Consider the following 22,803-nt stretch of genomic DNA (forward strand, 5'->3'; position numbering starts at 1 on the left):
GGTTACGCTCGTGCTTAATCAAAGCATGGAAACGATTTTTTTTAGACCTTTTTAAATAACTATTTCTGTCGTAATTGTGTATTTATGTGGTTAAAGTATAAATGTGTTTTTTCGTTAATATTTAATGTGTTACTTACTCAAAAATAATATATCACAATGAAAAAAAATCATCTGTTGACAACAGCTTTGGTACTTGCCTTAGTAAGTTGTGATGACTCCAAAAAACAGACAATTCCTATGGAAGAAAATCCTTTGTTGGTGGAGAGTAAATTAGAATATTTTGCTCCCGACTTTTCGAAAATTAAAGATGAACACTTTCGTCCTGCCTTGTTAAAAGGTATGGAATTGCAGGTGGAACGTGTTGAAAAAATCGCTAATAGTACCGAAGCACCTACTTTTGAAAACACCATTATCGCTTTGGAGCAAAGTGGTCAGGAACTCAGTAGAGCTCGACGTGTGTTTTCCGCATTAGCATCGGCTCACACCAACGATACCATTAAAGCTATTCAAAAAGATTTATCAGCAAAATTCGCAGCACATTCCGATGCTATATTCCTGAATGATAATTTATTCCAGCGTATTAAGGAGTTGCATGGAAAACGTGAATCACTAAATTTGGATGCTGAATCTAAGAAGTTACTTGAGTATTACTATGAAAATTTTGAAATTTCAGGGGCTAATTTGTCAAAAGAAAGCAAAGAAATTTTGAAACAATACAATGCCGAGTTGGCTTCGCTACAAACTGAATTCAATCAAACTTTGTTAGAAGGAAATTTAGCATCAGCTCAAACCTTTGACAACAAAGATGCTTTGGATGGATTAAGTAATGAAACTTTAGAAAGCATTGCAAACGACGGGAAATGGAAAGTACCTACTTTTAACACTACCCAACAGCCGTCCCTTGTTGATTTGAAAAACCGAGCAACTCGCAGACAAATCTTTGAAGCTGCTTGGAGCAGAACCGATGGAGGAAAGCATAATACTAATGAAATTGTTAAAAAAATAGCCGTTTTACGAGCTAAAAAAGCAAATTTGTTAGGGTTCAAAAACTACGCAGAATGGTCGTTACAGCAAACCATGGTCAAAACTCCTGAAAACATATATCAGTTTTTCAAAGATTTAGTACCAGCTTCGGTAGGTAAAGTGAAAGACGAAGCTAAAGAGATTCAAGCTCAGATTAAGGCTACTGGCGGAGATTTTGTTTTAACACCCTACGACTGGAATTTTTATGCTGAGCAAGTCCGTAAAGCAAAATATGATTTGGATGAAAATGAACTAAAACCCTATTTTGAATTAAAAAATGCGTTAGAAAAAGGAGTTTTCTATGCTGCTGAGCGTCTGTATGGGATTAAATTCAAAGAGCGTAAGGACATCCCCGTATATCATCCAGATGTACTTGTTTATGAGCTATTTGAGGAAGATGGCTCCAAATTGGGATTGTTCTATGGTGATTTCTTTGCACGAGAGAGCAAACGAGGCGGTGCATGGATGGGCAACTTTGTAGAACAGTCGAAATTATTGGGTAAAAAACCTGTGATTTACAATGTTTGTAACTATCCGAAACCTGCTGACGGACTTCCTGCATTGCTTACTTTCGATGAATTGACGACTCTGTACCATGAATTTGGACATGCTCTCCACGGATTTTTTGCTAATCAGCAATATGCATCGCTTTCAGGGACTGCTGTAGCTCGTGATTTTGTAGAGCTACCTTCGCAATTCCATGAGAACTGGGCTTTGCATCCTGAAATTTTAAGTAACTATGCAGTTCATTATGAAACTAAACAGCCAATTCCACAAGCATTAGTTGATAAGATAATGAAAGCCAGTACTTTCAATCAAGGATATTCTTTTACTGAAGTGTTGGCAGCCGCTAATTTAGATTTGCAATGGCATACCATTTCAGCGGATACTCATATTGAAGATGTAACTGCTTTTGAAATAGAAGCATTGAAAAAAACAGGTTTATTTCTCAATGAAGTACCTCCTCGCTATCGTTCATCTTATTTTGCTCATATTTTTGGTGGAGGATATGGAGCTGGTTACTATTCATATCAATGGACAGAGATGTTACACCATGATGCGTACATGTGGTTTCTCGAAAATGGAGGCTTAACCCGTTCTAACGGGCAACGTTTTAGAGATATGATTCTTTCTCGAGGGAATACCTTAGACTACGAAAAAATGTATTTAGATTTTAGAGGAAAACAACCTTCTATTGAGCCTATGTTAAAGGCAAGAGGATTCAAGAAATAGGTTGTAGTTTTAAATAATTAAGTAATGAGTATCAAAATCCAAGTTTCAAGTATAGATTTAATCCTTACTTGTAGCTTGGGTTTTGTTCCCTTTATTATGACCACATAAATTATTTTTTAAATTTAATCACATAACTTTATAAACAATGTTAATTCGTTATTGTGCAATTATTTTTGGCTGTTTGGCGTTGGGTGAGTTGGTAGTCTATTTTACCGACATTCCCTTTCCTTCGAGCATTATCGGAATGCTTCTGCTCACGCTTTTCTTGCATTTGGGATGGGTAAAAATTCATTGGGTTAAAGCTATTTCAGACCTTTTATTAGCAAACTTAGGATTGTTTTTTGTACCTCCCAGTGTCGCTATTTTGGTTTATTTCGATCTTATCCGCAATAGTTTTTGGCCAATCACTATTGCAGTTGTTGTTAGTACATTGATTGTTATTGTCGGCACAGGACATGTATATCAATTTTTGAGAAAAAAAATTAAGCAACAATGAAAAACTTCTTAGAAAATCCATTATGGTTGTTAGCCCTCACTTTTGCTATCTATTACGGTGGGCAAATGTTACAAAGGAAATATAGAAGTCCACTGTTGAGTCCAGTAGTCATTACGGTTTCGGTGTTGATAGGTTATTTGTTGGTCTTTAATATTTCGTATGAAACTTATTCAGCATCGGGCGGTTTTATCGAATTTTGGTTAAAACCTTCCATTGTAGCTTTGGGCGTTCCTTTGTACTTACAAACTTCAAAAATCAAAAAGCAATTAGTGCCATTACTGATTTCTCAATTGGTAGGCAGTGTGTTGGGTTTGCTTTCTGTTTGTTTTTTTGCTAAAATTTTAGGAGCTGATAAAGAGGTTATTTTATCATTAGCTCCAAAATCAGTAACGACCCCTATTGCCATAGAGGTATCACATACGCTCGGAGGAATTCCAGCTTTGACCGTAGCTTCTGTAATCATTACAGGGATTTTAGGCAGTCTTTTTGGATTTAAAATTTTGCAGTGGTTTGGTGTTAAAAGTCCAATGGGGCGAGGCATAGCCTTAGGGACGGCTTCCCATGGACTGGGAGTTATGGCAGCTTTTGATGTTAGTGAAAAACACGCTACGTATGCCAGTTTGGGTATGATTTTCAACGGGATTTTTACAGCAATATTGGCATATCCTATTATTTTACTTATTGAACCTTGGTTATAGTTTTGATATTCAATATTTTAATTCTTTTTTTTCAAGACTCTTCTCTTTAATTCCTGTTTTACATTCAGTTTATTTGGAATTTTATTATTTTATTTCGTTAAATATTTGTTTTTGTTTAACTTTTCGTTTTTTTATTTCTTTTTGTTTTCGGATTTAAAAGGTTATATACTATTGTGTTATAGCATGTTAAAATTTGATGATGTGTTTTTTTAAGCCTGTTTTGTTAATGATATATTAAAAAAACAGCATGAAAATTTTTATATTCTCAAAAAAAGATGTAATTTTGTGCTATTATTAACAAACAGAGTGATTTTATGAAAGTAAAAATTTTAACATTGTTTATCTTTGTGTTAGGCTGGTGTTCCAGTTCGTTATTAGCACAAACTGTATCAGTAAAAGGAGTCGTTACTGATGAAAATAAAATTCCGTTAGCGGGAGTGAGTGTTTCAGTCAAAAATACTTCTCGTGGAGTTTCCACAGACTTCGATGGAAACTATGAAATCAAAGTCAATTCGGGTGATGTTTTGGTTTTTAGTTCCTTAGGTTTTACCTCTCAAGAGAAGATTGTGACAGGGGGGGGTAAAGATTTGATAATCAACGTTTTACTAAAAGAAGAGGCAGAGCAATTGGAAGAAGTGGTGGTTACGGCCTTGGGTATCAAGCGACAAGAAAAAAGTTTGTCGTATGCTACACAAACTGTTTCAGGTAAGGAATTGACGGATGTCCCTTCGAGCAACGTTTTGAACACTTTGGCAGGAAAAACGGCAGGTATGTCTGTTTCAGGTTCAGGTTCAGGAGTAGGTAGCTCTGTAAAAATAGTGTTGCGTGGTAATCGTTCTATTCAAGGGAACAACCAACCTCTTTACGTAGTGGATGGAACGCCTATTAGCAGTGGAGCTTTTTCAGGTTCTTCTATTGGTGATGGCTACGGCGGAGGTATTGATGCCGGAGATGGTATGGCAGGTATTAACCCAGAAGATATTGAGAGTATCAACGTTTTAAAAGGTGCTACGGCTGCGGCCTTGTACGGTAGCCAAGCAGCTAACGGTGTAATTTTGATTACCACTAAAAGAGGTAATTCTGAAAAGATAGCAGTGTCAGTTACTTCTTCTGTTCAAGCAGATATTCCTTATTTGACTTATAAATTCCAAGATCGTTATACAATGGGAGTTGATGGTGTGAGTCAATCATCAATGGATGCTTGGGGAGCGCCACGTACCAATCAAGATTTGAGCAATGATTTTGTGAAAAATTTCTTCAACACAGGATTCATGTCACAAAATGGGGTTTCTGTTAGCGGAGGGAATAAAGTGACTAAAAATTTTCTTTCCTATCAAAATACTACCGCAACAGGTATTATGCCTAATAATACGTTCGATAAACATAATTTGAGTTTGCGTTCTACGACTTCTCTTTTTGATGATTTTATTGAAGTAGACGGAAGTGTTGCACTTACGCATCAAGATACAGGAAATGCACCTGCTGCTCCAGGACAGTATTTTAACCCTATCTTAGGATTATATCTTTTCCCTGCAGGAACAACAGCATTTAATTCATACAGAGATGTTTATGAAGTGCCTGATCCTTCACGGAATGGATTAATGACCATGAACTGGGCAAACCAAACCGATGTTTATAAAAACCCATACTGGTTAATCAATCGTCATAATTATTCATACAACGTAGAGAAAGCGATTGTAAAATTAAATACTAAATTTAATTTTACAAGTTGGTTAAATCTTCAATTGCGAGGAAGTTATGATAAAACAGCTACTTTAGGAGAACGAAAAGTACATGCAGGAATGACTACCCTAACAGGAAAAGGAGGTCGTTATGATCATAAAACCCAAAATTATGCTTTGATGTACGCGGACGCTCTTTTGACTGCAAACAAATCATATGAAAAATTCTCAATAAGTGCCACATTGGGGACAAGTATTTCTGATACAAAAGAGACTACTAATGAAATCCAAATTCACAACTTGGCAATAGCAAATCTTTTTGACTTGAGAAACTACATTGGAATAGAAGGAGGTTCCGATAATAAGAGAACACATAGACAATTGCAATCTGTATTCGGAACCGTGTCATTAGGTTATAATGAAATGCTTTATTTAGATGTGACAGGACGTAATGACTGGTCTTCTACTTTACCTGCCAATAATAGAAGCTATTTCTATCCATCAGTAGGTACATCTTTCGTTTTTACAGAAATGTTGGACCAAAATGAAGCAAAACCAGAGTGGCTTGATTTCGGTAAACTTCGTTTCTCTTGGACACAAGTAGGTAACGATATGCCATGGGGATTAACAGAGCCTTATGACAAATTGCAAAAAGGAGGGGTTATCGAAGCTAATACCGTGAAACCTTTCGATGATTTAAAACCAGAACGCTCTAGTTCTCTTGAGGCAGGGGTCAATCTAAGATTTTTGGGTGGACGCTTTACTTTTGATGCAGCTGTATATAAAACAGTTACTGAAAATCAGTACTTTAAAGTGGATAACACCTCTGGTTCGGGGTATTCACAATACTACATCAATGCTGGAGAAGTTGAAAATAAAGGATTTGAACTTACTTTAGGTTTCACTCCAATCAAAACAAATGATTTCCAATGGAATGGGTATTTAAACTATTCAACCAACAAAAATACTGTACTTTCATTGCCATCTCAATATTTGGATAAAGGATTTGAAATATCATCTGTTGGGTATAAATTCCGTCTTAAAGAAGGAGAGGAATGGGGACGTATGTACGAAAAACGTCTTAAACGAGACAATCAAGGAAATATTCTTCTTACGCAGACTATCGAAAATGGTGTAGATAAAGGAATTCAATTGCAACAAAGCGATGATTTTGAGTATATCGGAAACGTTAATCCAAAATTCTTGATAGGATTTAAAAATGAGTTTTCATACAAAAACTTTTCATTAGGATTGTTAATTGATGGACGTTTTGGAGGAAATGTCATTTCATCAACACAAAACATCCTTGACCGTTTCGGACGTAGCCAACGTTCAGCAGAAGCTCGCGATAACGGAGGTATTCCTTTAACAGGAACACTTGTAACTACAACAAAAGTAACAGGAAGCCCAGACGTAGTAACACAAACAGCTTTCAATCAAAAAATAGACGCTCAAACTTACTACAAAGTAGCACCTGCGGGAGAAACTTCAGTTTATTCAGCAACTAATGTTCGTTTAAGAGAGCTTTCACTGTCTTACACTCTTCCAAAATCACTTGTAGAGCGTGTGAAATACGTAGAAAGTGTTAGATTGTCTCTTATAGGACGTAATTTAGGTTTCTTCTACAATGAGGCTCCTTACGACCCTGAAATTACACTATCAACAAGTAGTAACGGATTGTCTAATGCAGACTTATTCACTATGCCAGCTTCACGAAGTGTAGGATTTAGTATTAATATTAACTTTTAATTAGAAACACTATGAAAAAACATATAATATCCGTAAAATCATTGGCGTTTTTAGCTTTAGCAACTGCATTAGGAGGTTGTACAGATAAATTTGAAGACTACAATCGTGATACGTTCGCGCTCACTGAGGAGTTAAAAAAAGCCGATTGGATGCACTTAAAGGCTTTCTTCCCACAAATGGAACAGTCTATTTACTATAATAACAGTAAGGGAAACTGGGAATTCCAAATAGCACAAAACTTAAATGCTGATATGTTCGGCGGTTATTTAACCCCTCCAACACCTTTTAATGGAGATAAGAATAATATCAACTACCATATGATGGAGGGATGGAATCAGTTTGCTTTTGGTATGTATAATAATAACATCATGAAGCCTTGGTTCAATGTGAAGGCTGAGACCTTGGATAAGAAAGAGTCGTTGAACGTATATGCCATCTCATTGATTCTCAAAGTGGCAGGTATGCATAAGTCAACAGACCTTTACGGGCCGATTCCATATTCAAAATATGGTTTGGGAGGAACTACGACTCCTTATGATTCACAAGAGGCAATCTACGACCAATTTTTCACTGAATTGGATGAAGCCGTTTCTTATTTGGAAGCCCACTTAGCAGGGCCAAATAAAGATGTGAATAGTTTGGGTGATTCGGATTTGATTTACGGAGGTGTACACACAAAATGGCTCAAATGGGCGAACTCTTTGCGTTTGCGTCTTGCAATGAGGGTGTCAAAAGTTAATCCTTCATTAGCACAAAAGGAGGCTGAAAAAGCAATCAACAATGCGTATGGAGTTTTTACAACGAATGCAGATAACGTTTTAGTTCCTACAATCAATATAGGACATCCACTTATCGTTGTTGCTAATGATTATAATGATTCACGTATGAGTGCTGATATGGAATCTATTTTAACAGGATTGAAAGACCCTCGTTTGTCCGAATATTTTTCAAAAGCTACTGATAAAGACGAAAACGTGAATGGAAAATATAAAGGTATTCGTCAAGGTATCAATATGAAAGCTAAAGATTTACGTTCAGGTTATTCCACTTTGGGAGCTCGTTTCGATATGTCAAAAAGAAACATCACTCCTATTACCTTAATGACCGCTGCGGAAGTGTATTTTTTACGTGCAGAAGGAGTTCTAAGAGGTTGGAACATGGGAGATACGGCTGAAAATCTTTATAAGAAAGGTATTGAACTTTCCATTGAACAATGGGGCGTTTCTGGAGCAAATGCTTATATTGAAAACGATACAAACAAACCAGCGGATTATACAGATCCTAAAGAAAAATTGTATGATAAACCTGCTGTTTCAACTGTAACTGTAAAATGGGATGAGGGTGCTTCCAACGAAGAAAAATTGGAGAAAATTATCACTCAAAAATGGATTGCTATGTTCCCTGACGGAGCAGAAGCTTGGGCTGAATTCCGTAGAACGGGTTATCCAAAACTTTTCCCTATTGAGGTGAATAATAGTGGTGGTGAAATTGACTCTAACGTTATGATTCGTCGTTTGCGTTTTCCTGAAAATGAACGCACAGGAACTAATAAAGAAGAAGTGGCCAAAGCAGTTCAGTTCTTGAAAGGAAAAGACTCTCCTGGTACACGTTTGTGGTGGGATACAGGAACTCCTAATTTTTAAGTGATGTAATTATAATTCAATAATTGGCTGTCTGAGAAATTAGGCAGCCTTTTTATTTCTAAAACCTTTGTTTTTGTTGGAAAATAGTGTATTTTTGTTCGTTTCCAAAATGATTTTTTATGATAAACAAGTTTCAATTATGCTTAGTGCTACTCTTTTTGCATTGCAGTAGTGCCATTTTTTCGCAAGAAAATAAGAAAACAGCCACACAATTTCATCAAACTACTATTTTTGATACACAAAGTTTAGAAAAACTACCACAACTTCATGAAGGCTTAGCAGGAACCTATTTTGGTAAACATGCCTCATACTTCATTTTAGCTGGAGGGTCTCACTTTCCTACTGAAAAACCTTGGCAAGGAGGGAAAAAGCAATTTTCAAAAACAGTTTTTGTGTTTCAGGTTGAATCAGATGGTAATTTAACCTCTATTTATCAAGCCGAAGACCTCCCCGAAGCCATTGCAGAAGGAGCATATGTCACTATTTCAGATGGTTTGCTTTGTCTTGGAGGACAAACTTCCGAAGGATTGTCGTCCAAAGTTTTTTCTATTTCATATAACAACGGGAAAATAATCCTAAAACATTATGCCGATTTGCCAATCCCTGTAAAAAGTGCTGTAGCTGAGGTTGTTGGAAATAGTGTTTATCTTTTAGGAGGGCAAACTGCTGATAACGGTTCGTTAAACCAATTCTTGAGATTAGATTTACAAAAAACAGACGCAACATGGGAAACTTTACCTGCTTATCCTCAAAAAGTATCAGGAGCAGCTATGGTAGCACAACAGAATGGTACAGAAATCGCTTTATTTGCTTTTGGAGGAAGAAATCAAAATGGGAGAAATCTTACAGAATTTTACCATCAGGCATATACTTTTAAACCTTCTTTAAACGAGTGGTTTCCAATTAAAGATATTCAAAAAAATAAAGAAGTTTTACCATTGGCCGTTGCGAATGCTTCAAAAATTGGAGCATCGAGTATTTTACTTTTTGGAGGTGACACAGGAGTTATTTTTAATCAAGTGGAACAAGCTATTTATGATGAAAATATAGAACTTCGTAATCAACTTTGGCAAACCCACAAAGGTTTTGAAACTGACGTTTTGGTCTATAACACCATTACCGATGAGTGGTTTAATTTAGGTAGTACAGATAAAGCGGTTGCTGTAGCTTCTGTTTTTTATGATGCTCAAAAACAGGAAGTTTATGTTGCGGGAGGAGAGCAGAAACCAGGAATTCGTTCACCTTATATTACCAAACTATCGTTTTCCAAGGATAGTGAATTTGGCTGGTTAAACTATGCCGTTTTAGCATTGTATTTGATCGGCATGTTAATGTTAGGATTTTTCTTCATGAAAAATAATAAAAATACGGATGATTACTTCAAAGGTGGAGGACGCATTCCGTGGTGGGCTGCTGGGATTAGTATTTTTGCTACGATGCTCAGTGCCATTACTTTCATCTCGATTCCTGCGAAAACCTATGCTACTGACTGGCGTATGTTAATGTTTAATATGACCATTATTTTGGCAGTACCTTTCATTATTCGCTTTTTTTTACCTTTCTTTTTGAGATTTAAATTGGATACAGCTTATGAATATTTGGAAAAGCGTTTCAATCGACCAGTTCGCTGGGTGGCTTCAGCACTGTTTAGTTTTTTCATGATCAGTCGTATTGCTATTGTATTGTTTTTACCATCTTTAGCTCTTAATGCAGTAACAGGGTTCAATATTTATTATGCTATTTTGATAATGAGTATTGTAACAATTATCTATTCCACCAGTGGCGGTATGGAGGCTGTGGTTTGGGGCGATGTGATCCAAGGGTTTATATTGGTAGGAGGAGCTATAGTTGCTTTTATTGTGATGGTAGTAGGTATTGATGGTGGGTTTGGTGAATTTTGGAATACAACTGTTACTTTCAATAAATTAGATACGTTTGATTTTCGATTTGATTTCTCACAGCCTGTATTTTGGGTAGTTGTTTTCGGAGGCCTTGCAAACACTTTAATATCTTATACCAGTGACCAATCGGTGGTACAGCGTTACATGTCTACTGTTAATGAAAAGGCGACGGCAAAAAGCATATGGCTTAATGGAATTGTGAGTGTTCCCGTGAGTATATTATTTTTCTTGCTTGGAACAGGTTTGTTTGCATTCTACAAATCGAACCCCGAGCAGATGTCGATTACTGACCCAAATATTGACTCTATTTTTCCTCAGTTTATTGTTTCTCAGATGCCTGTTGGAATGTCGGGATTGTTAATAGCTTCGATTTTTGCAGCAGCGATGAGTACGCTTTCTTCCAATATAAATTCGGTTTCAGCTGTCATTACGTCTGATTTTTACAAAACAATTTTTAAAAATACTTCATTTAAAGGGCAGATGAATGTAGCTCGTTGGTCAGGAGTCGTTATTGGTTTGTTAGGGACAGCAATGGCAATTGTGTTAGCTACTTGGAATATTGCTTCGTTGTGGGATCAGTTCAATACCTTTTTAGGGTTGTTGACCAGTGGTTTGGGAGCGTTGTTTATTTTAGGAATTTTCTTTCCAAGAGTTAATGGTACCGTAGCTCTCATTGGACTCATCTCTGGAGTTTTGATTCTCTACGGAGTCAAATCATACACCAGTCTTTCGTTTCTTCTTTATGGGCTTATAGGAATGGTATCGTCTATCATTGTAGCGTTCATTATCAGTATGTTAATTCCGAATAAGAAAGAAGTAAATGGTATTACATGGAAATACAGAAATAAGTAGTACGAAATTTGTTGCTGTTTTTGTTAAAACCAATATAGACTGACCTAAATTTAGGTTAGCCTATATTGGTTTCTTCCATTCTTTGTTATTATCTCCTTAAAGAACGTCTATTCGTTAAAAAGTCAGAAAATTCATTAGCCGTTCTTCGGAATTGAAACATATCATACAATTGGTAGTAAAGTTCTCTGTCAATTACACAATCATATGCCTCTTTGGCCAAAATTAGCCGATTCTCATCAAAACTTAATCTCTTCATCAATTCTCCAACTTGAGCTGTTGTAAATGACGAATTTCCGTTTTCCATACGGAAGAATTTTAATTTATCTTTATCAAACATTTGTTGTTCAAACATTCTTAAAAAGTCGTTGAAATCCAAGATGTTATTTCGTCTTCCGTAAGAATGATTCCAAACATCGTTCCATCGTCTGCCATAATGTATTTCCCTTACATTGTTTAAGTTAACTTCTTCCAAAAGGAATAAACCTCGACGAGAGAAAAAGTCTAAGACCATGCGCGTATTGTCGCGAGGAGTGATGGTTACACGATATACCAACCGTCTGCCGTAGTATATGCTAAGTTCTTGATTAATAGCAGGTACATCAAAAAAACGGAACATACCATTACTGTTAGTGATTTCTTGTTCACCCAACTGCAGAGTGAAACGCCCCGATTCTGGGATGCGTATAAAAACTTCCGCATACCCTAAATCGTATGTCATTTCCCATCGATAACTCAGGTTTGAGGGTATGTATCTATCAGTAGCTTCACTTCTTCGGTTTTCATTCTGTAACCAGCGACCAGCTGAACCGATTTCCTGTGCTTTTACCACAAAAGGAAGAAGGATTATAGTGGCATAAAAAATCTTTCTCATGATGATTCTTTTTTTATACGCCATCTAAATTCGTGCCAAAATGAGCCTAAAGTTTTTTCATTCCCTCAATCGTTTGCATTGGATTCGATGAGTTAAAAACAAAACTACCTGCTACTAAAGCATCTGCACCAGCGTCCATTAATTGACGAGCATTTTTGTTGGTTACGCCACCGTCCACTTCAATCAGCGCTTCTGATTTGTTTCTGAGTATGAGTTCTTTTAATTGATAAATCTTTTTATAGGTGTTTTCAATGAATGATTGTCCGCCAAATCCAGGGTTTACACTCATAATTAGTACTAAATCAACTTCTTGGATAATGTCTTCCAGAACATTGACAGGTGTGTGTGGATTCAACGCCACTCCCGCTTTCATTCCTTCATTCTTAATAGCTTGGACACTGCGGTGTAAATGTGTACATGCTTCGTAATGAACTGTTAAAATATGACTTCCTAACTTCTTAAATGTTGAGATGTATCTGTCAGGATCAACAATCATCAAATGCACGTCTAAAGGTTTGGTAGCGTGTTTATTAATAGCTTCAAGTACAGGCATTCCGTAAGAAATATTTGGAACAAAAACGCCGTCCATAATGTCGATATGGAACCAATCCGCTAAACTTTGATTGACCATTTCAACATCTCGTTGTAAATTGCCAAAATCGGCTGCTAAAATTGAAGGTGCTAAAATCATTTTTGGTAACTAAATTAATTTTGGGGCTAAAATACAATATAAAAACATATCGACATCTCTTTTTTAAAATTTTTAGCATTTTATTCGCTTGATTTCTTTACGAATTGTGGGAGTAAAGTTTTTTTGTTTCATGTAATAGATACTTGTGAAAATGCCAAAAATCTTAGATTCAAAAAATGTTAATATGTAATAAAACTAAAAATAAACGTTCTAAATTACAATGTAATTCTATATGTATGAAAATCAAAACTTTAAATGATTATTGACGCGTTGTTTTTTTATATATTATCAAAAGTGAAATAGTTAAATAAAAATTATATCGAAAAAAAAGGGTAGATTTTCTATAAAACTCATATATTTGCACTTTGTCATTAATGTATGTATAAGTATCTATGTAGTTTGTTAGCTTTCTTAGGGATTCAGTTAATGAATGCTCAGGGACACGAAATAGGTGTTTTTTTAGGAGGCAGTAACCCTATTAGCGATGTAGGTAGGACTTACTATGTGTTTCCCAATAAGTTGGCTTATGGAGGTATATATAAATGGAATTTTCATGACCGAGTATCGTTGCGTTTTCAAGTAACCAAAACAAATTTGAGAGCCAATGATATACAGTCTGATATTGCAGCGAAGGTTAAAAGACAGTTTGCTTTTTCCAATAATTTGACGGAGACTATGTTAGGATTGGAATATAACTTCTTCAAATTCAATATGGATAATTTGTTGGAGATGCCAATGACTCCTTATTTTTTTACAGGTGCATCTTATGTTGATGGAGATGAATTATATTTTCAGAATCTAACCACACGTCCGTTAGAAGCACAAAAAATGCCTAATAGGCATCGTGCTTGGGCGATTCCTGTGGTAATGGGCTTTAAAATGAAAATAGCAATTCGATGGATTTTAGCCGCTGAAATTGGCACTCGCTTTACGTTTACCAATAATTTGGATGGAAGTCTTCCATCAGGAGGCAATTTGTCATTTGGAAATAAAACAAGCAACGACTGGTATACTTTTTCTGGGTTTACACTAACGTACACATTCGGTAGAAAACCTTGCTATTGCAGAGAATAACAAAATGGAAAATAAGCAAATCATAAATTATCCAAAACACTTAGCCATTATTATGGATGGCAATGGGCGTTGGGCGAAAAAGAAAGGTATGATGCGTATTTTTGGTCATCAAAATGCGGTCGATGCCGTTCGTGATTCAGTGGAATATTGTGTTGAACATCGAATAGAATTTCTGACGCTATATGCATTTTCAACTGAAAACTGGAATCGTCCGAAAGAAGAGATCAATGGTTTGATGGAGTTGTTAGTCAAGTTTTTGAAAAAAGAATTTGAAAAATTGAATAAAAATAATGTCCGTCTGAACGCCATTGGGAATTTAGACCGTTTTCCCACCAAAGTCAAAGAAGAATTATTAACCGCTATTGCTAAATTGGAACATAACACAGGTTTGACACTCACTTTAGCTTTAGGCTATGGTTCGCGCGAGGAGTTGCAGACTGCCATAAAAAACATAGCAAGAGATGTGAAAAAAGGTGCCATTTTGATTGAAAATATTGATGAGAAAACAATTCAGAAATATCTCTACACACATGATTTGCCTGATGTAGATTTACTTATAAGAACCAGTGGAGAATGTCGTATAAGTAACTTTTTGCTATGGCAAATTGCGTATGCAGAACTGTATTTTACCGATGTCCTTTGGCCAGATTTTTCAAAAAAACATCTGAATGAGGCCGTTTTAAATTATCAACAGAGAGAGAGAAGATTTGGAAAAACAAGTGAACAACTTTAATATGTCGTTAAAAAAATATATATTCATAGCACTGTCAGCTATCGTTGGGTTAGTAAACGCACAAGAAGAAGAGCGTTTGACGTTGAAAGAAGGGAAAAAATATATTATCGGAGGTGTCGAAGTGATTGGTTCACAGCGGTATAATCCTCAGACTATTTTAGTGTCCTCGGGGTTGAAAGTAGGGGAGGAAATAGTTATCCCTAGCGAGAAATTCAGTGCAATTATCCATAAATTATGGGGATATAAATTATTTAGTGATATTGATATCTATATCCAACGTGTGGAAGGTGATAAAGCTTTTTTAGAGTTGGTAATCAAGGAAATACCATCTTTAGTTACAGCTAAGGTTACGGGAGTACGAACCAAAAAAGGCGAAACTTTGTTGGAAGATGCTAAAATCAAACCAGGAGTTAAAGTGACCGAAAGTTTAATTGCTGATACTAAAAACTACATTATTACCAAGTATAGAAAGGAGGGATATTTTGATACTAAGGTGACTATTGATACCAAGGTTGATACCACTGATGCTAACGGAGTGAATATGCTCATCCATGTTGACAGAGGGAACAAGGTGAAAATAGCAAACGTTAATTTTGAAGGAAATGAAAAATTCTCGGATGCAACTCTCCGAAGAAAAATGAAAAAAACAAAACAACGCTTATTTGGACGCTTTTGGAAACGCTCTAAATACGTAGCTAAGGAATACGATCAAGATTTGGTGTCGCTTATTGATTTCTATAAAGAAAACGGATATCGTGATGCACGAATCACCAAGGATACCGTTGGATATGATGCTGATGGAAAACTTCAAGTAAATATTGCATTGGAAGAAGGTCGTAGATATTATTTTGGAGATATTCGTTTTCTCGGAAACTCAATTTATAGTGATCACGCTTTACATCAGGTTTTAGGTGTAAAAAAAGGAGATGTTTATAATGGAGTGGTGCTAAAAAAACGGGTTAGAGATAATTCAAAACCTGATTCTGATGATATTTACAATTTATATCAAAACAGCGGTTATCTGTTTGCTGATGTTTTTCCAGTCGAAACTTCTGTAGTAAATGACACTATTGATTTTGAGCTAAGAATTAAAGAGGGTAAACCCGCTTATTTTGACAAGGTAACCATCAAAGGTAACTTAAGAACCAACGATCACGTAGTTTATCGAGAACTTCGTACGCGTCCGGGCTACTTATATAACAAAGATGCTGTTATCCGAACTGTAAGAGAATTAGGTCAATTGGGTATCTTTGATGCTCAAAATATTTCGCCAAACATCAAAAATCCCGATGAAATTCAAGGGACTGTTGATTTAGAGTATGACCTAACAGAATCAGGTGGAAGTCAAGTACAATTACAAGGAGGTTATGGAGGAGGTTCTTTCATCGGGACTTTGATACTTTCATTCAATAACTTTTCCATTAGAAAATTGTTTGATAAAGAGGCGTATATGCAAAAAGTTCCGCTTCCGATGGGAGATGGGCAGTCTTTATCAATTAATTTACAAGCAAGTAGATTCTACAGAACTTATGGATTTTCTTTTATGGAACCGTGGTTAGGAGGTAAACAACCAGTTCAATTTTCACTGTCGTTTAACAGAACTGAGCAGTTCGGGTACGACTATCGAACCTACGATGTGGATAAAAGTAGACGAGTTTATATTACAGGGATTAATTTAGGAATAGCAAAGCGTTTGCGAGTACCGGATGATTATTTTCAAATTTCACATTTGTTCAGTTTCAACAACTATGATTTGAAGAATTACTCATTAGGATTGTTCTCTTTCCAAGAAGGAAACTCGAATGCGTTTTCGTACACTATCTCCCTTTCAAGAAACTCAAGTGGCCCTAATCCAATCTACCCAATGACGGGAAGCAATTTCTCAGTGAGTGCCAAAATAACACCTCCTTATTCAATCTTCAATGGAGTTGATTATGCAGCCTTGGCATCTCAAAGAGTTAATGCGTTCGCAAATGGTGATATGGCAGCCGTTGCAGCTATCGACCAAGAGCGTTTTCGTTGGTTGGAGTACTACAAATTGAAAGCCTCAGGAACTTGGTATACCAATATTGTCGATAAATTTGTCGTAAAATTGGGTGCAGATTTTGGATACTTAGGAGCATACGACAAAAACAGAGGTATTGTTCCCTTTGAAAGATTTTTTATGGGAGGAGATGGTTTAGGTTATTATACGATGGACGGGCGTGAAAATATCCAGATGCGAGGATATACTAATTACTCGCTTTCATCCGATGGAGGAGATAATATATACAATAAGTTTTCATTAGAATTGCGTTATCCAATCACGTTAAAACCAATGGCGTCTATTTATGGACTGGCATTCGCTGAGGGAGGAAATACCTACACAGGTTTTTCTAATTTTAACCCATTCCAGTTGAAGCGTTCGGCAGGATTAGGATTACGTTTGTTTATGCCGATGTTCGGTATGCTGGGTATTGATTTTGGATATGGATTTGACAAACCATTAGGGTCAAATACCGTGGGGGGATGGCAAACGCATTTTATTTTTGGACAGCAATTCTAATTTGGCATGATATTTTCTGTAGTAGAAAAAGTTATGCGTAATAAATGTATAATCCAAAACTATTAGCTTGATTATCACATTCCTATTTTGTAAGTGATGAATAAAATTGTAAAAAATATAATCAGTTTAGGTTTGCTCATCGCAACAACGATGCTTTATGCACAAAAAAGTTCACGTATAGGGTATGTCGATATGGATTATGTGCTGTCCAACTTGGAAGAATACCAAGTAGCAAGTGAGCAATTTGCACTTCAAGTAGCTCAGTGGCAGGTTGAAATTGAAAAGCGGGAAGCCGATATTCAGAAAGAGAAACAGAAACTTGACGCTGAAAAATCGTTGTTGACGCCTGAACTCATTAAGGATAAAGAGCAAGAAATCGCCTTATTAGAATATCAGTTAAATGCCTACAAGGAACAGAAGTTTGGAAAGGAAGGAGAGTACTTTACTCAAAAGTTTATGTTAGCTAAACCAATTCAAGATCAGGTGTTTAATATAGTTCAAGAGATAGGAAAGTTCAGAAATTACGACATGGTTTTTGAAAAAAGTGAAGTGTCGATGCTCTACTCTGCCAATCAACACAATTTGAGTAACGTAGTGTTGCGGGTCTTAAAACGTAAAGATAATGCAGAGGATAGGAATCGGGATTTTACGGAGTTATTAAAAGAAAGTTACGATTTTGAGTTTGTCGATGAACGAACCAAACGCCAACGTGAAATAGAAAAAGAACGTGCAAAGCTACAGGCTGAACGGCAAAAGGCGTACGAACAAGAACGAAAACGTAAGGCAGAAGAAAAAGCACAGCGAGATCGTGAACGAGAAGCCAAGGTGAAGCAACAACAGCAAGAACGGGAGGAGCGAATCAAAAAGCAACAAGAGGAACGAGAAGCCAGAAGGAAACAGCAAGTAACGAAATAAATAATAAAAACGATTTAAAATAAACAAGACTAATTATTAATTTAACAATTATTAAGGATGATGAGAAACATTAGAACAATTATGGTAGTATTAGCTCTTATTTTTGGAGCAACATCAATGGCAACTGCGCAAGTGAAAGTAGCACACATTGACGTACAAAAACTTCTTGAAGAAATGCCTGAGAGAAAAGCAGCAGAGGCTCAATTGAAAAAATTGGAGCAAAATTATACCGCTGATATTCAAGCGTCTATCAAAGAACTTCAAACCAAAGCTCAGACCTACCAAAATGAGGCAGCTTCTCTATCTGAAGCTCAGTTAAAAGCAAGACAAGCTGAGTTTGAGAAAAAAGGAGAAGAAATCCAAACGATGGAAAACAATATTCGTCAAGCTGAGCAAAACGCAAGACAAACGTTATTGAAAAAACGACAAGAATTAGTAGAGCCAATTTTGAAAAAAGTGAAAGCTGCTATTGAAAAAGTTGCTAAAGCACAAGGTATCCACTATGTACTTGACTCGAGTGCTGGTTCAGGGGTAATCGTAGCTTCTGGAACAGATTTGTACGAATCAGTGAAAAAGGAGTTGAAATTCTAATACTTAAAAATAATCTAATATGGGGTTGTCTGAAACATTCAGGCAACCTTTTTTTGTATGTATATATTTATTACTATATTTGCCTCAAAAAATAAGTCTAAATAAAAGATAAGTTATGGAAAATATTTCCACAGCACATAGAACGACAATTTCAGACCTAAAAAAAGGGGAACGAGGTATTATTAAACATATTGATATTGAGAATGTTCCTTTAAAATTGATTGAATTGGGGTGCTTTGTTGGAAGTGAAGTTATGGTTATTGAGAAATCGTTGTTTGGAAATCCTATCTACGTAAACATGAATAACTCCTATCTTTCTATCCGTAAAGAAATGGCTTCATTAATTGAAATTGAAAAAATATGACAAAAGACAGCATACGAGTAGCTCTTATTGGGAATCCTAATACGGGAAAGACCTCTATTTTTAATGCTCTGACAGGGTTAAATCAGAAAGTGGGGAACTATCCGGGTATTACAGTGGAGAAAAAAATTGGATATTGTAAGCTTTCGGATGGAACAAAAGCAGAAATTATAGATTTACCTGGAACCTATAGTTTGAATGCTAACTCAATGGACGAACGCGTTGCTGTGAATATTCTGTTGAATAAAAAAGGGGAATTGTATCCTGATGTGGTAGCTGTTGTCACCGATGTTGAAAATCTGAAACAAAATATGTTGATTTTCACACAGATAAAGGATCTGAATTTGCCTACGATTTTGATTGTTAATATGGCCGACCGGATGGAAAAACGTGGCATCAGTATTGACATTCAAGCCTTGGAGAAGGAGTTACGAACAAAAGTAGTTTTAGTGAGTACGCGAACAAAAAAAGGATTGAATGAACTAAAAGATGTTATTACTAATTATGCTGAACTTTCAACCGATAAGTTTTTTAATATCAATAGCTTAGATGAAGGGTATTTCACAAGGATAGCAGATTTATTTCCCAAAGAAAATCCATATAAATTGTGGCTAATAATTTCTCACAACGTAGATATTATCGACCAATACAAAGAAATTGATCTCAGTGGTGTAAAAAGTTCAAAATCAGAGAGCGAAATTAAGCGATTGAAACAACGTGAGACCATTTTGCGTTACAAACATATTAATGAAATCTTAAAAAAGACTTATTCCGTTAATCTGGCTGATGCCCGAGGACTTCGTGCTTCACTTGATAAAATTTTGATTCATAAAGTATTTGGATATCTAATTTTTGCACTTATCTTACTGCTTGTTTTTCAGGCCGTTTACGATTGGAGTTCTTACCCAATGGATTGGATTGAAAAGGGATTCGATTGGCTTTCAAGAAAGGCTGAGCAAATCTTGCCTGAGGGAGCTTTGACAAATCTGCTGACTCAAGGAATCCTTCCTGGAATTTCAGGGATAGTTGTGTTTGTACCTCAGATTTCTATTTTGTTTTTCTTTATCTCTTTATTGGAAGAAAGTGGCTATATGAGTAGGGTAGTGTTCTTAATGGATAACCTGATGAAACGCTTCGGACTTAACGGGAAAAGTGTTGTACCTCTCATTTCAGGGGTTGCTTGTGCTATTCCTGCCGTAATGGTTGCCAGAAATATCGAGAGTTGGAAGGAGCGACTTATAACTGTGTTAGTTACTCCTTTTATGACTTGTTCCGCTCGTTTGCCTGTCTATCTGATAATCATAGCATTAGTAATTCCTGATGGTAGTGTTGGCTTTATCAGTTATAAAGCTCTTACTTTATTAGCTCTCTATGTTTTGGGATTTGTGGTGGCGTTGTTATCAGCTTTTATTTTGGATAAGATACTGAAAATTAATAAAAATAAAAGTTTTTTCATTGTAGAAATGCCTGATTATAAGATGCCTTTACTACGGAATGTGGGGACTACGGTTTATGAAAAAACCAAAAGTTTTGTGTTGGGAGCAGGAAAAATTATTTTGGCAATCTCTATAATTCTTTGGTTTTTAGGCTCTCACGGTGTTGGCGAAAAATATGAGAATATTGAGGCAGAAGCCGAAGTGCTAGCACAGCAAAATCAATGGGACAAAACAGAAAAGGCTCATTTTGTAGAATCTATGCAGTTGGAATATTCTTATTTGGGATATATCGGGAAAGCCATAGAACCTGTTTTCAAACCTTTGGGATATGATTGGAAGATTAGTATTGGGGTTTTGTCATCATTTGCTGCACGTGAGGTGTTTGTTAGTACCTTGTCATCGATTTACAGTTTAGGAGCCGATTTAGATACGGAAGAGGAGGAGGGAGAACGCACTATTTTGAATAAATTACGAAGCGAAGTTCGTCCCGATGGAACGCCTGTCTACACCTTCGCCACTGGTATTTCCTTATTATTATTCTATGCCTTTGCCATGCAATGTCTCAGTACTATGGCCATTGTTAAACGAGAAACCAACAGTTGGAAATGGACAGTAATACAGTGGTCTTTTATGACAGGCATAGCCTATTTGAGTGCGATGATTGCATTTGTATGGTTGAGTTAGAGAGTGCTACGGTAATTAGCTGTTTTTTTTCACATACAGTTATTTCGAGAAAAATATACAATGATTGATTCTAAATCCTTGTAATCTTTCTTTTTTATTCGTAAGTTTGTGGTTCTAATACAAAAAATAAAGAAAATATATGAAAAAATATGATGTTGTAGTCATCGGTTCAGGGCCTGGAGGATACGTAGCTGCGATTCGTTCGGCTCAGTTGGGATTTAAAACTGCAATTGTTGAAAAATACAACACCTTAGGAGGTACGTGTTTGAATGTAGGATGTATCCCTTCAAAAGCTTTGTTAGATTCATCACATCACTACGAAGATGCCCTAAAACATTTTGCGGCTCACGGAATTGAAATCACTGGTGAGGTAAAAATCAGTTTAGAAAAAATGATTGATCGTAAAAAGACCGTAGTAGAGCAAACGTGTGCAGGTATCAATTTTTTGATGGATAAAAATAAAATTGATGTATTCCATGGAGTAGGGAGTTTCGTGAATAATACCCAACTTAAGATTACGAATGAGAACCAAGTTGAGGAAATTGAGGCAAAATATTCCATCATTGCTACAGGTTCAAAACCTTCGACCTTACCATTCATAACCGTTGATAAAGAGAGAATCATAACTTCAACAGAAGCTTTAAAACTTAAAGAAATCCCTAAACATTTGATAGTTATAGGAGGAGGAGTTATTGGATTAGAATTAGGTCAAGTGTATAGACGTTTGGGCGCAGAAGTTTCCGTAGTGGAATATATGGATAGTATTATCCCTACGATGGATAAAGGTTTAGGAAAAGAACTCACAAAGGTACTTAAAAAACAAGGTTTTAAGTTTTACACAAGTCACCAAGTTAAAGAAGTTTCACGTTCAGGTGAGGTAGTAAATGTTAAGGCTACTAATAGCAAAGGCGAAGAAGTTAGTTTGCAAGGGGATTACTGTTTAGTAGCTGTTGGTCGTCGTCCCTATACCGAAGGATTAAATCTTGAAGCGGTAGGAGTGAAAAAAGATGAGCGAGGTAGGGTAGAGGTAAATAGTCATTTGCAAACCTCGGTACCTAATATTTATGCCATAGGAGATGTGGTTCGAGGGGCGATGCTTGCCCACAAAGCAGAAGAAGAAGGGGTTTTGGTGGCTGAGCAATTGGCAGGACAAAAACCACACATTGACTATAATCTCATTCCAGGAGTGGTTTATACATGGCCAGAGGTAGCAGCTGTCGGAAAAACGGAAGAACAGTTGAAAGCTGAAGGAGTTGCCTTTAAAGTGGGTCAATTCCCAATGCGTGCCTTGGGACGTGCCCGAGCGAGTATGGATATTGATGGCTTCGTCAAAATTTTAGCTGATGCAACAACGGATGAAATTTTGGGAGTGCATATGATTGGAGCTCGTGCTGCCGATATGATTGCAGAAGCCGTGACCGCAATGGAATTCAAAGCAAGTGCCGAGGATATCTCTCGTATCAGTCATGCTCACCCAACTTTTACAGAAGCCATTAAAGAAGCTGCTTTAGCAGCAACCGATAATAGAGCGTTACACGTTTGATAAGGGTTCATAAAGTTTATAATCCAAAAAGAGATTGTTCCAAAAGACAATCTCTTTTTGGATTTGTAAAATAAGCTTGTTT

General features: G+C 36.4%; 16 protein-coding genes. 14 read left to right on the forward strand and 2 right to left on the reverse strand.

From position 1 onward, the window contains the following. Positions 1-156: 156 nt before the first annotated feature. The 6 genes from CCAND38_RS00150 to CCAND38_RS00175 all read left to right on the forward strand — a co-directional run bounded on the left by CCAND38_RS00150 (position 157) and on the right by CCAND38_RS00175 (position 11,277). The gene (locus tag CCAND38_RS00150) at positions 157-2,256 is read left to right on the forward strand and encodes a M3 family metallopeptidase (protein WP_042008731.1); all 2,100 of its coding nucleotides are present in this window, start codon (positions 157-159) and stop codon (positions 2,254-2,256) included. A gap of 145 nt (positions 2,257-2,401) precedes the next feature. Then, complete coding sequence (locus tag CCAND38_RS00155; RefSeq protein WP_042342869.1) at positions 2,402-2,752, forward strand: CidA/LrgA family protein; 351 nt, start codon at positions 2,402-2,404, stop codon at positions 2,750-2,752. Next, complete coding sequence (locus tag CCAND38_RS00160; protein WP_042008736.1) at positions 2,749-3,450, forward strand: LrgB family protein; 702 nt, start codon at positions 2,749-2,751, stop codon at positions 3,448-3,450. Before CCAND38_RS00155 ends, CCAND38_RS00160 begins: the two co-directional genes overlap by 4 nt. Before the next feature lie 314 nt (positions 3,451-3,764). Continuing rightward, the gene (locus CCAND38_RS00165; RefSeq protein ID WP_052458036.1) at positions 3,765-6,881 is read left to right on the forward strand and encodes a SusC/RagA family TonB-linked outer membrane protein; all 3,117 of its coding nucleotides are present in this window, start codon (positions 3,765-3,767) and stop codon (positions 6,879-6,881) included. Between the two features lie 11 nt (positions 6,882-6,892). Then, positions 6,893-8,524, forward strand: coding sequence for a RagB/SusD family nutrient uptake outer membrane protein (locus CCAND38_RS00170; RefSeq protein WP_042342873.1), 1,632 nt, complete (start codon positions 6,893-6,895; stop codon positions 8,522-8,524). A 119-nt stretch (positions 8,525-8,643) separates the two neighbouring features. Then, on the forward strand, positions 8,644-11,277 hold the full coding sequence (locus CCAND38_RS00175) for a sodium:solute symporter family transporter (protein WP_042342874.1): 2,634 nt from the start codon (positions 8,644-8,646) through the stop codon (positions 11,275-11,277). Positions 11,278-11,365: 88 nt separating this feature from the next. Here the strand turns inward: CCAND38_RS00175 and CCAND38_RS00180 are convergent, their stop codons facing one another. Further along, positions 11,366-12,148, reverse strand: a complete 783-nt coding sequence (locus CCAND38_RS00180; protein ID WP_042343004.1) for a proline and serine-rich protein 1 family protein — start codon at positions 12,146-12,148, stop codon at positions 11,366-11,368. 46 nt (positions 12,149-12,194) lie between these two features. Continuing rightward, entirely contained in the window at positions 12,195-12,839 is a 645-nt protein-coding gene (gene rpe, locus CCAND38_RS00185; RefSeq protein ID WP_042342877.1) for a ribulose-phosphate 3-epimerase, read from the reverse strand. A gap of 378 nt (positions 12,840-13,217) precedes the next feature. Between rpe and porG the strand changes: the two genes are divergently transcribed. The 8 genes from porG to lpdA all read left to right on the forward strand — a co-directional run bounded on the left by porG (position 13,218) and on the right by lpdA (position 22,721). Continuing rightward, the gene (porG, locus tag CCAND38_RS00190; RefSeq protein ID WP_042008747.1) at positions 13,218-13,913 is read left to right on the forward strand and encodes a type IX secretion system protein PorG; all 696 of its coding nucleotides are present in this window, start codon (positions 13,218-13,220) and stop codon (positions 13,911-13,913) included. 4 nt (positions 13,914-13,917) lie between these two features. Then, positions 13,918-14,646 carry an undecaprenyl pyrophosphate synthase gene (gene uppS / locus CCAND38_RS00195; RefSeq protein ID WP_042342879.1) on the forward strand — a complete coding sequence of 243 codons (729 nt, stop codon included), beginning with the start codon at positions 13,918-13,920 and terminating at the stop codon, positions 14,644-14,646. Position 14,647: 1 nt separating this feature from the next. Beyond that, positions 14,648-17,191 (forward strand): BamA/OMP85 family outer membrane protein, encoded by a 2,544-nt coding sequence (locus CCAND38_RS00200; RefSeq protein ID WP_042342881.1) that lies wholly within the window; start codon positions 14,648-14,650, stop codon positions 17,189-17,191. A 96-nt stretch (positions 17,192-17,287) separates the two neighbouring features. Next, positions 17,288-18,106 carry an OmpH/Skp family outer membrane protein gene (locus tag CCAND38_RS00205; protein ID WP_042342883.1) on the forward strand — a complete coding sequence of 273 codons (819 nt, stop codon included), beginning with the start codon at positions 17,288-17,290 and terminating at the stop codon, positions 18,104-18,106. A 57-nt stretch (positions 18,107-18,163) separates the two neighbouring features. Continuing rightward, positions 18,164-18,697 carry an OmpH/Skp family outer membrane protein gene (locus tag CCAND38_RS00210; protein WP_042008760.1) on the forward strand — a complete coding sequence of 178 codons (534 nt, stop codon included), beginning with the start codon at positions 18,164-18,166 and terminating at the stop codon, positions 18,695-18,697. A gap of 115 nt (positions 18,698-18,812) precedes the next feature. Next, on the forward strand, positions 18,813-19,061 hold the full coding sequence (locus tag CCAND38_RS00215) for a FeoA family protein (RefSeq protein WP_042008762.1): 249 nt from the start codon (positions 18,813-18,815) through the stop codon (positions 19,059-19,061). Further along, entirely contained in the window at positions 19,058-21,178 is a 2,121-nt protein-coding gene (feoB, locus tag CCAND38_RS00220; protein ID WP_042008764.1) for a ferrous iron transport protein B, read from the forward strand. Before CCAND38_RS00215 ends, feoB begins: the two co-directional genes overlap by 4 nt. Positions 21,179-21,317: 139 nt before the next feature. After that, positions 21,318-22,721 (forward strand): dihydrolipoyl dehydrogenase, encoded by a 1,404-nt coding sequence (gene lpdA / locus CCAND38_RS00225; protein WP_042342886.1) that lies wholly within the window; start codon positions 21,318-21,320, stop codon positions 22,719-22,721. Positions 22,722-22,803 lie beyond the last annotated feature (82 nt).

The organism is Capnocytophaga canis (assembly GCF_000827555.1).
Lineage (GTDB): Bacteria > Bacteroidota > Bacteroidia > Flavobacteriales > Flavobacteriaceae > Capnocytophaga > Capnocytophaga canis.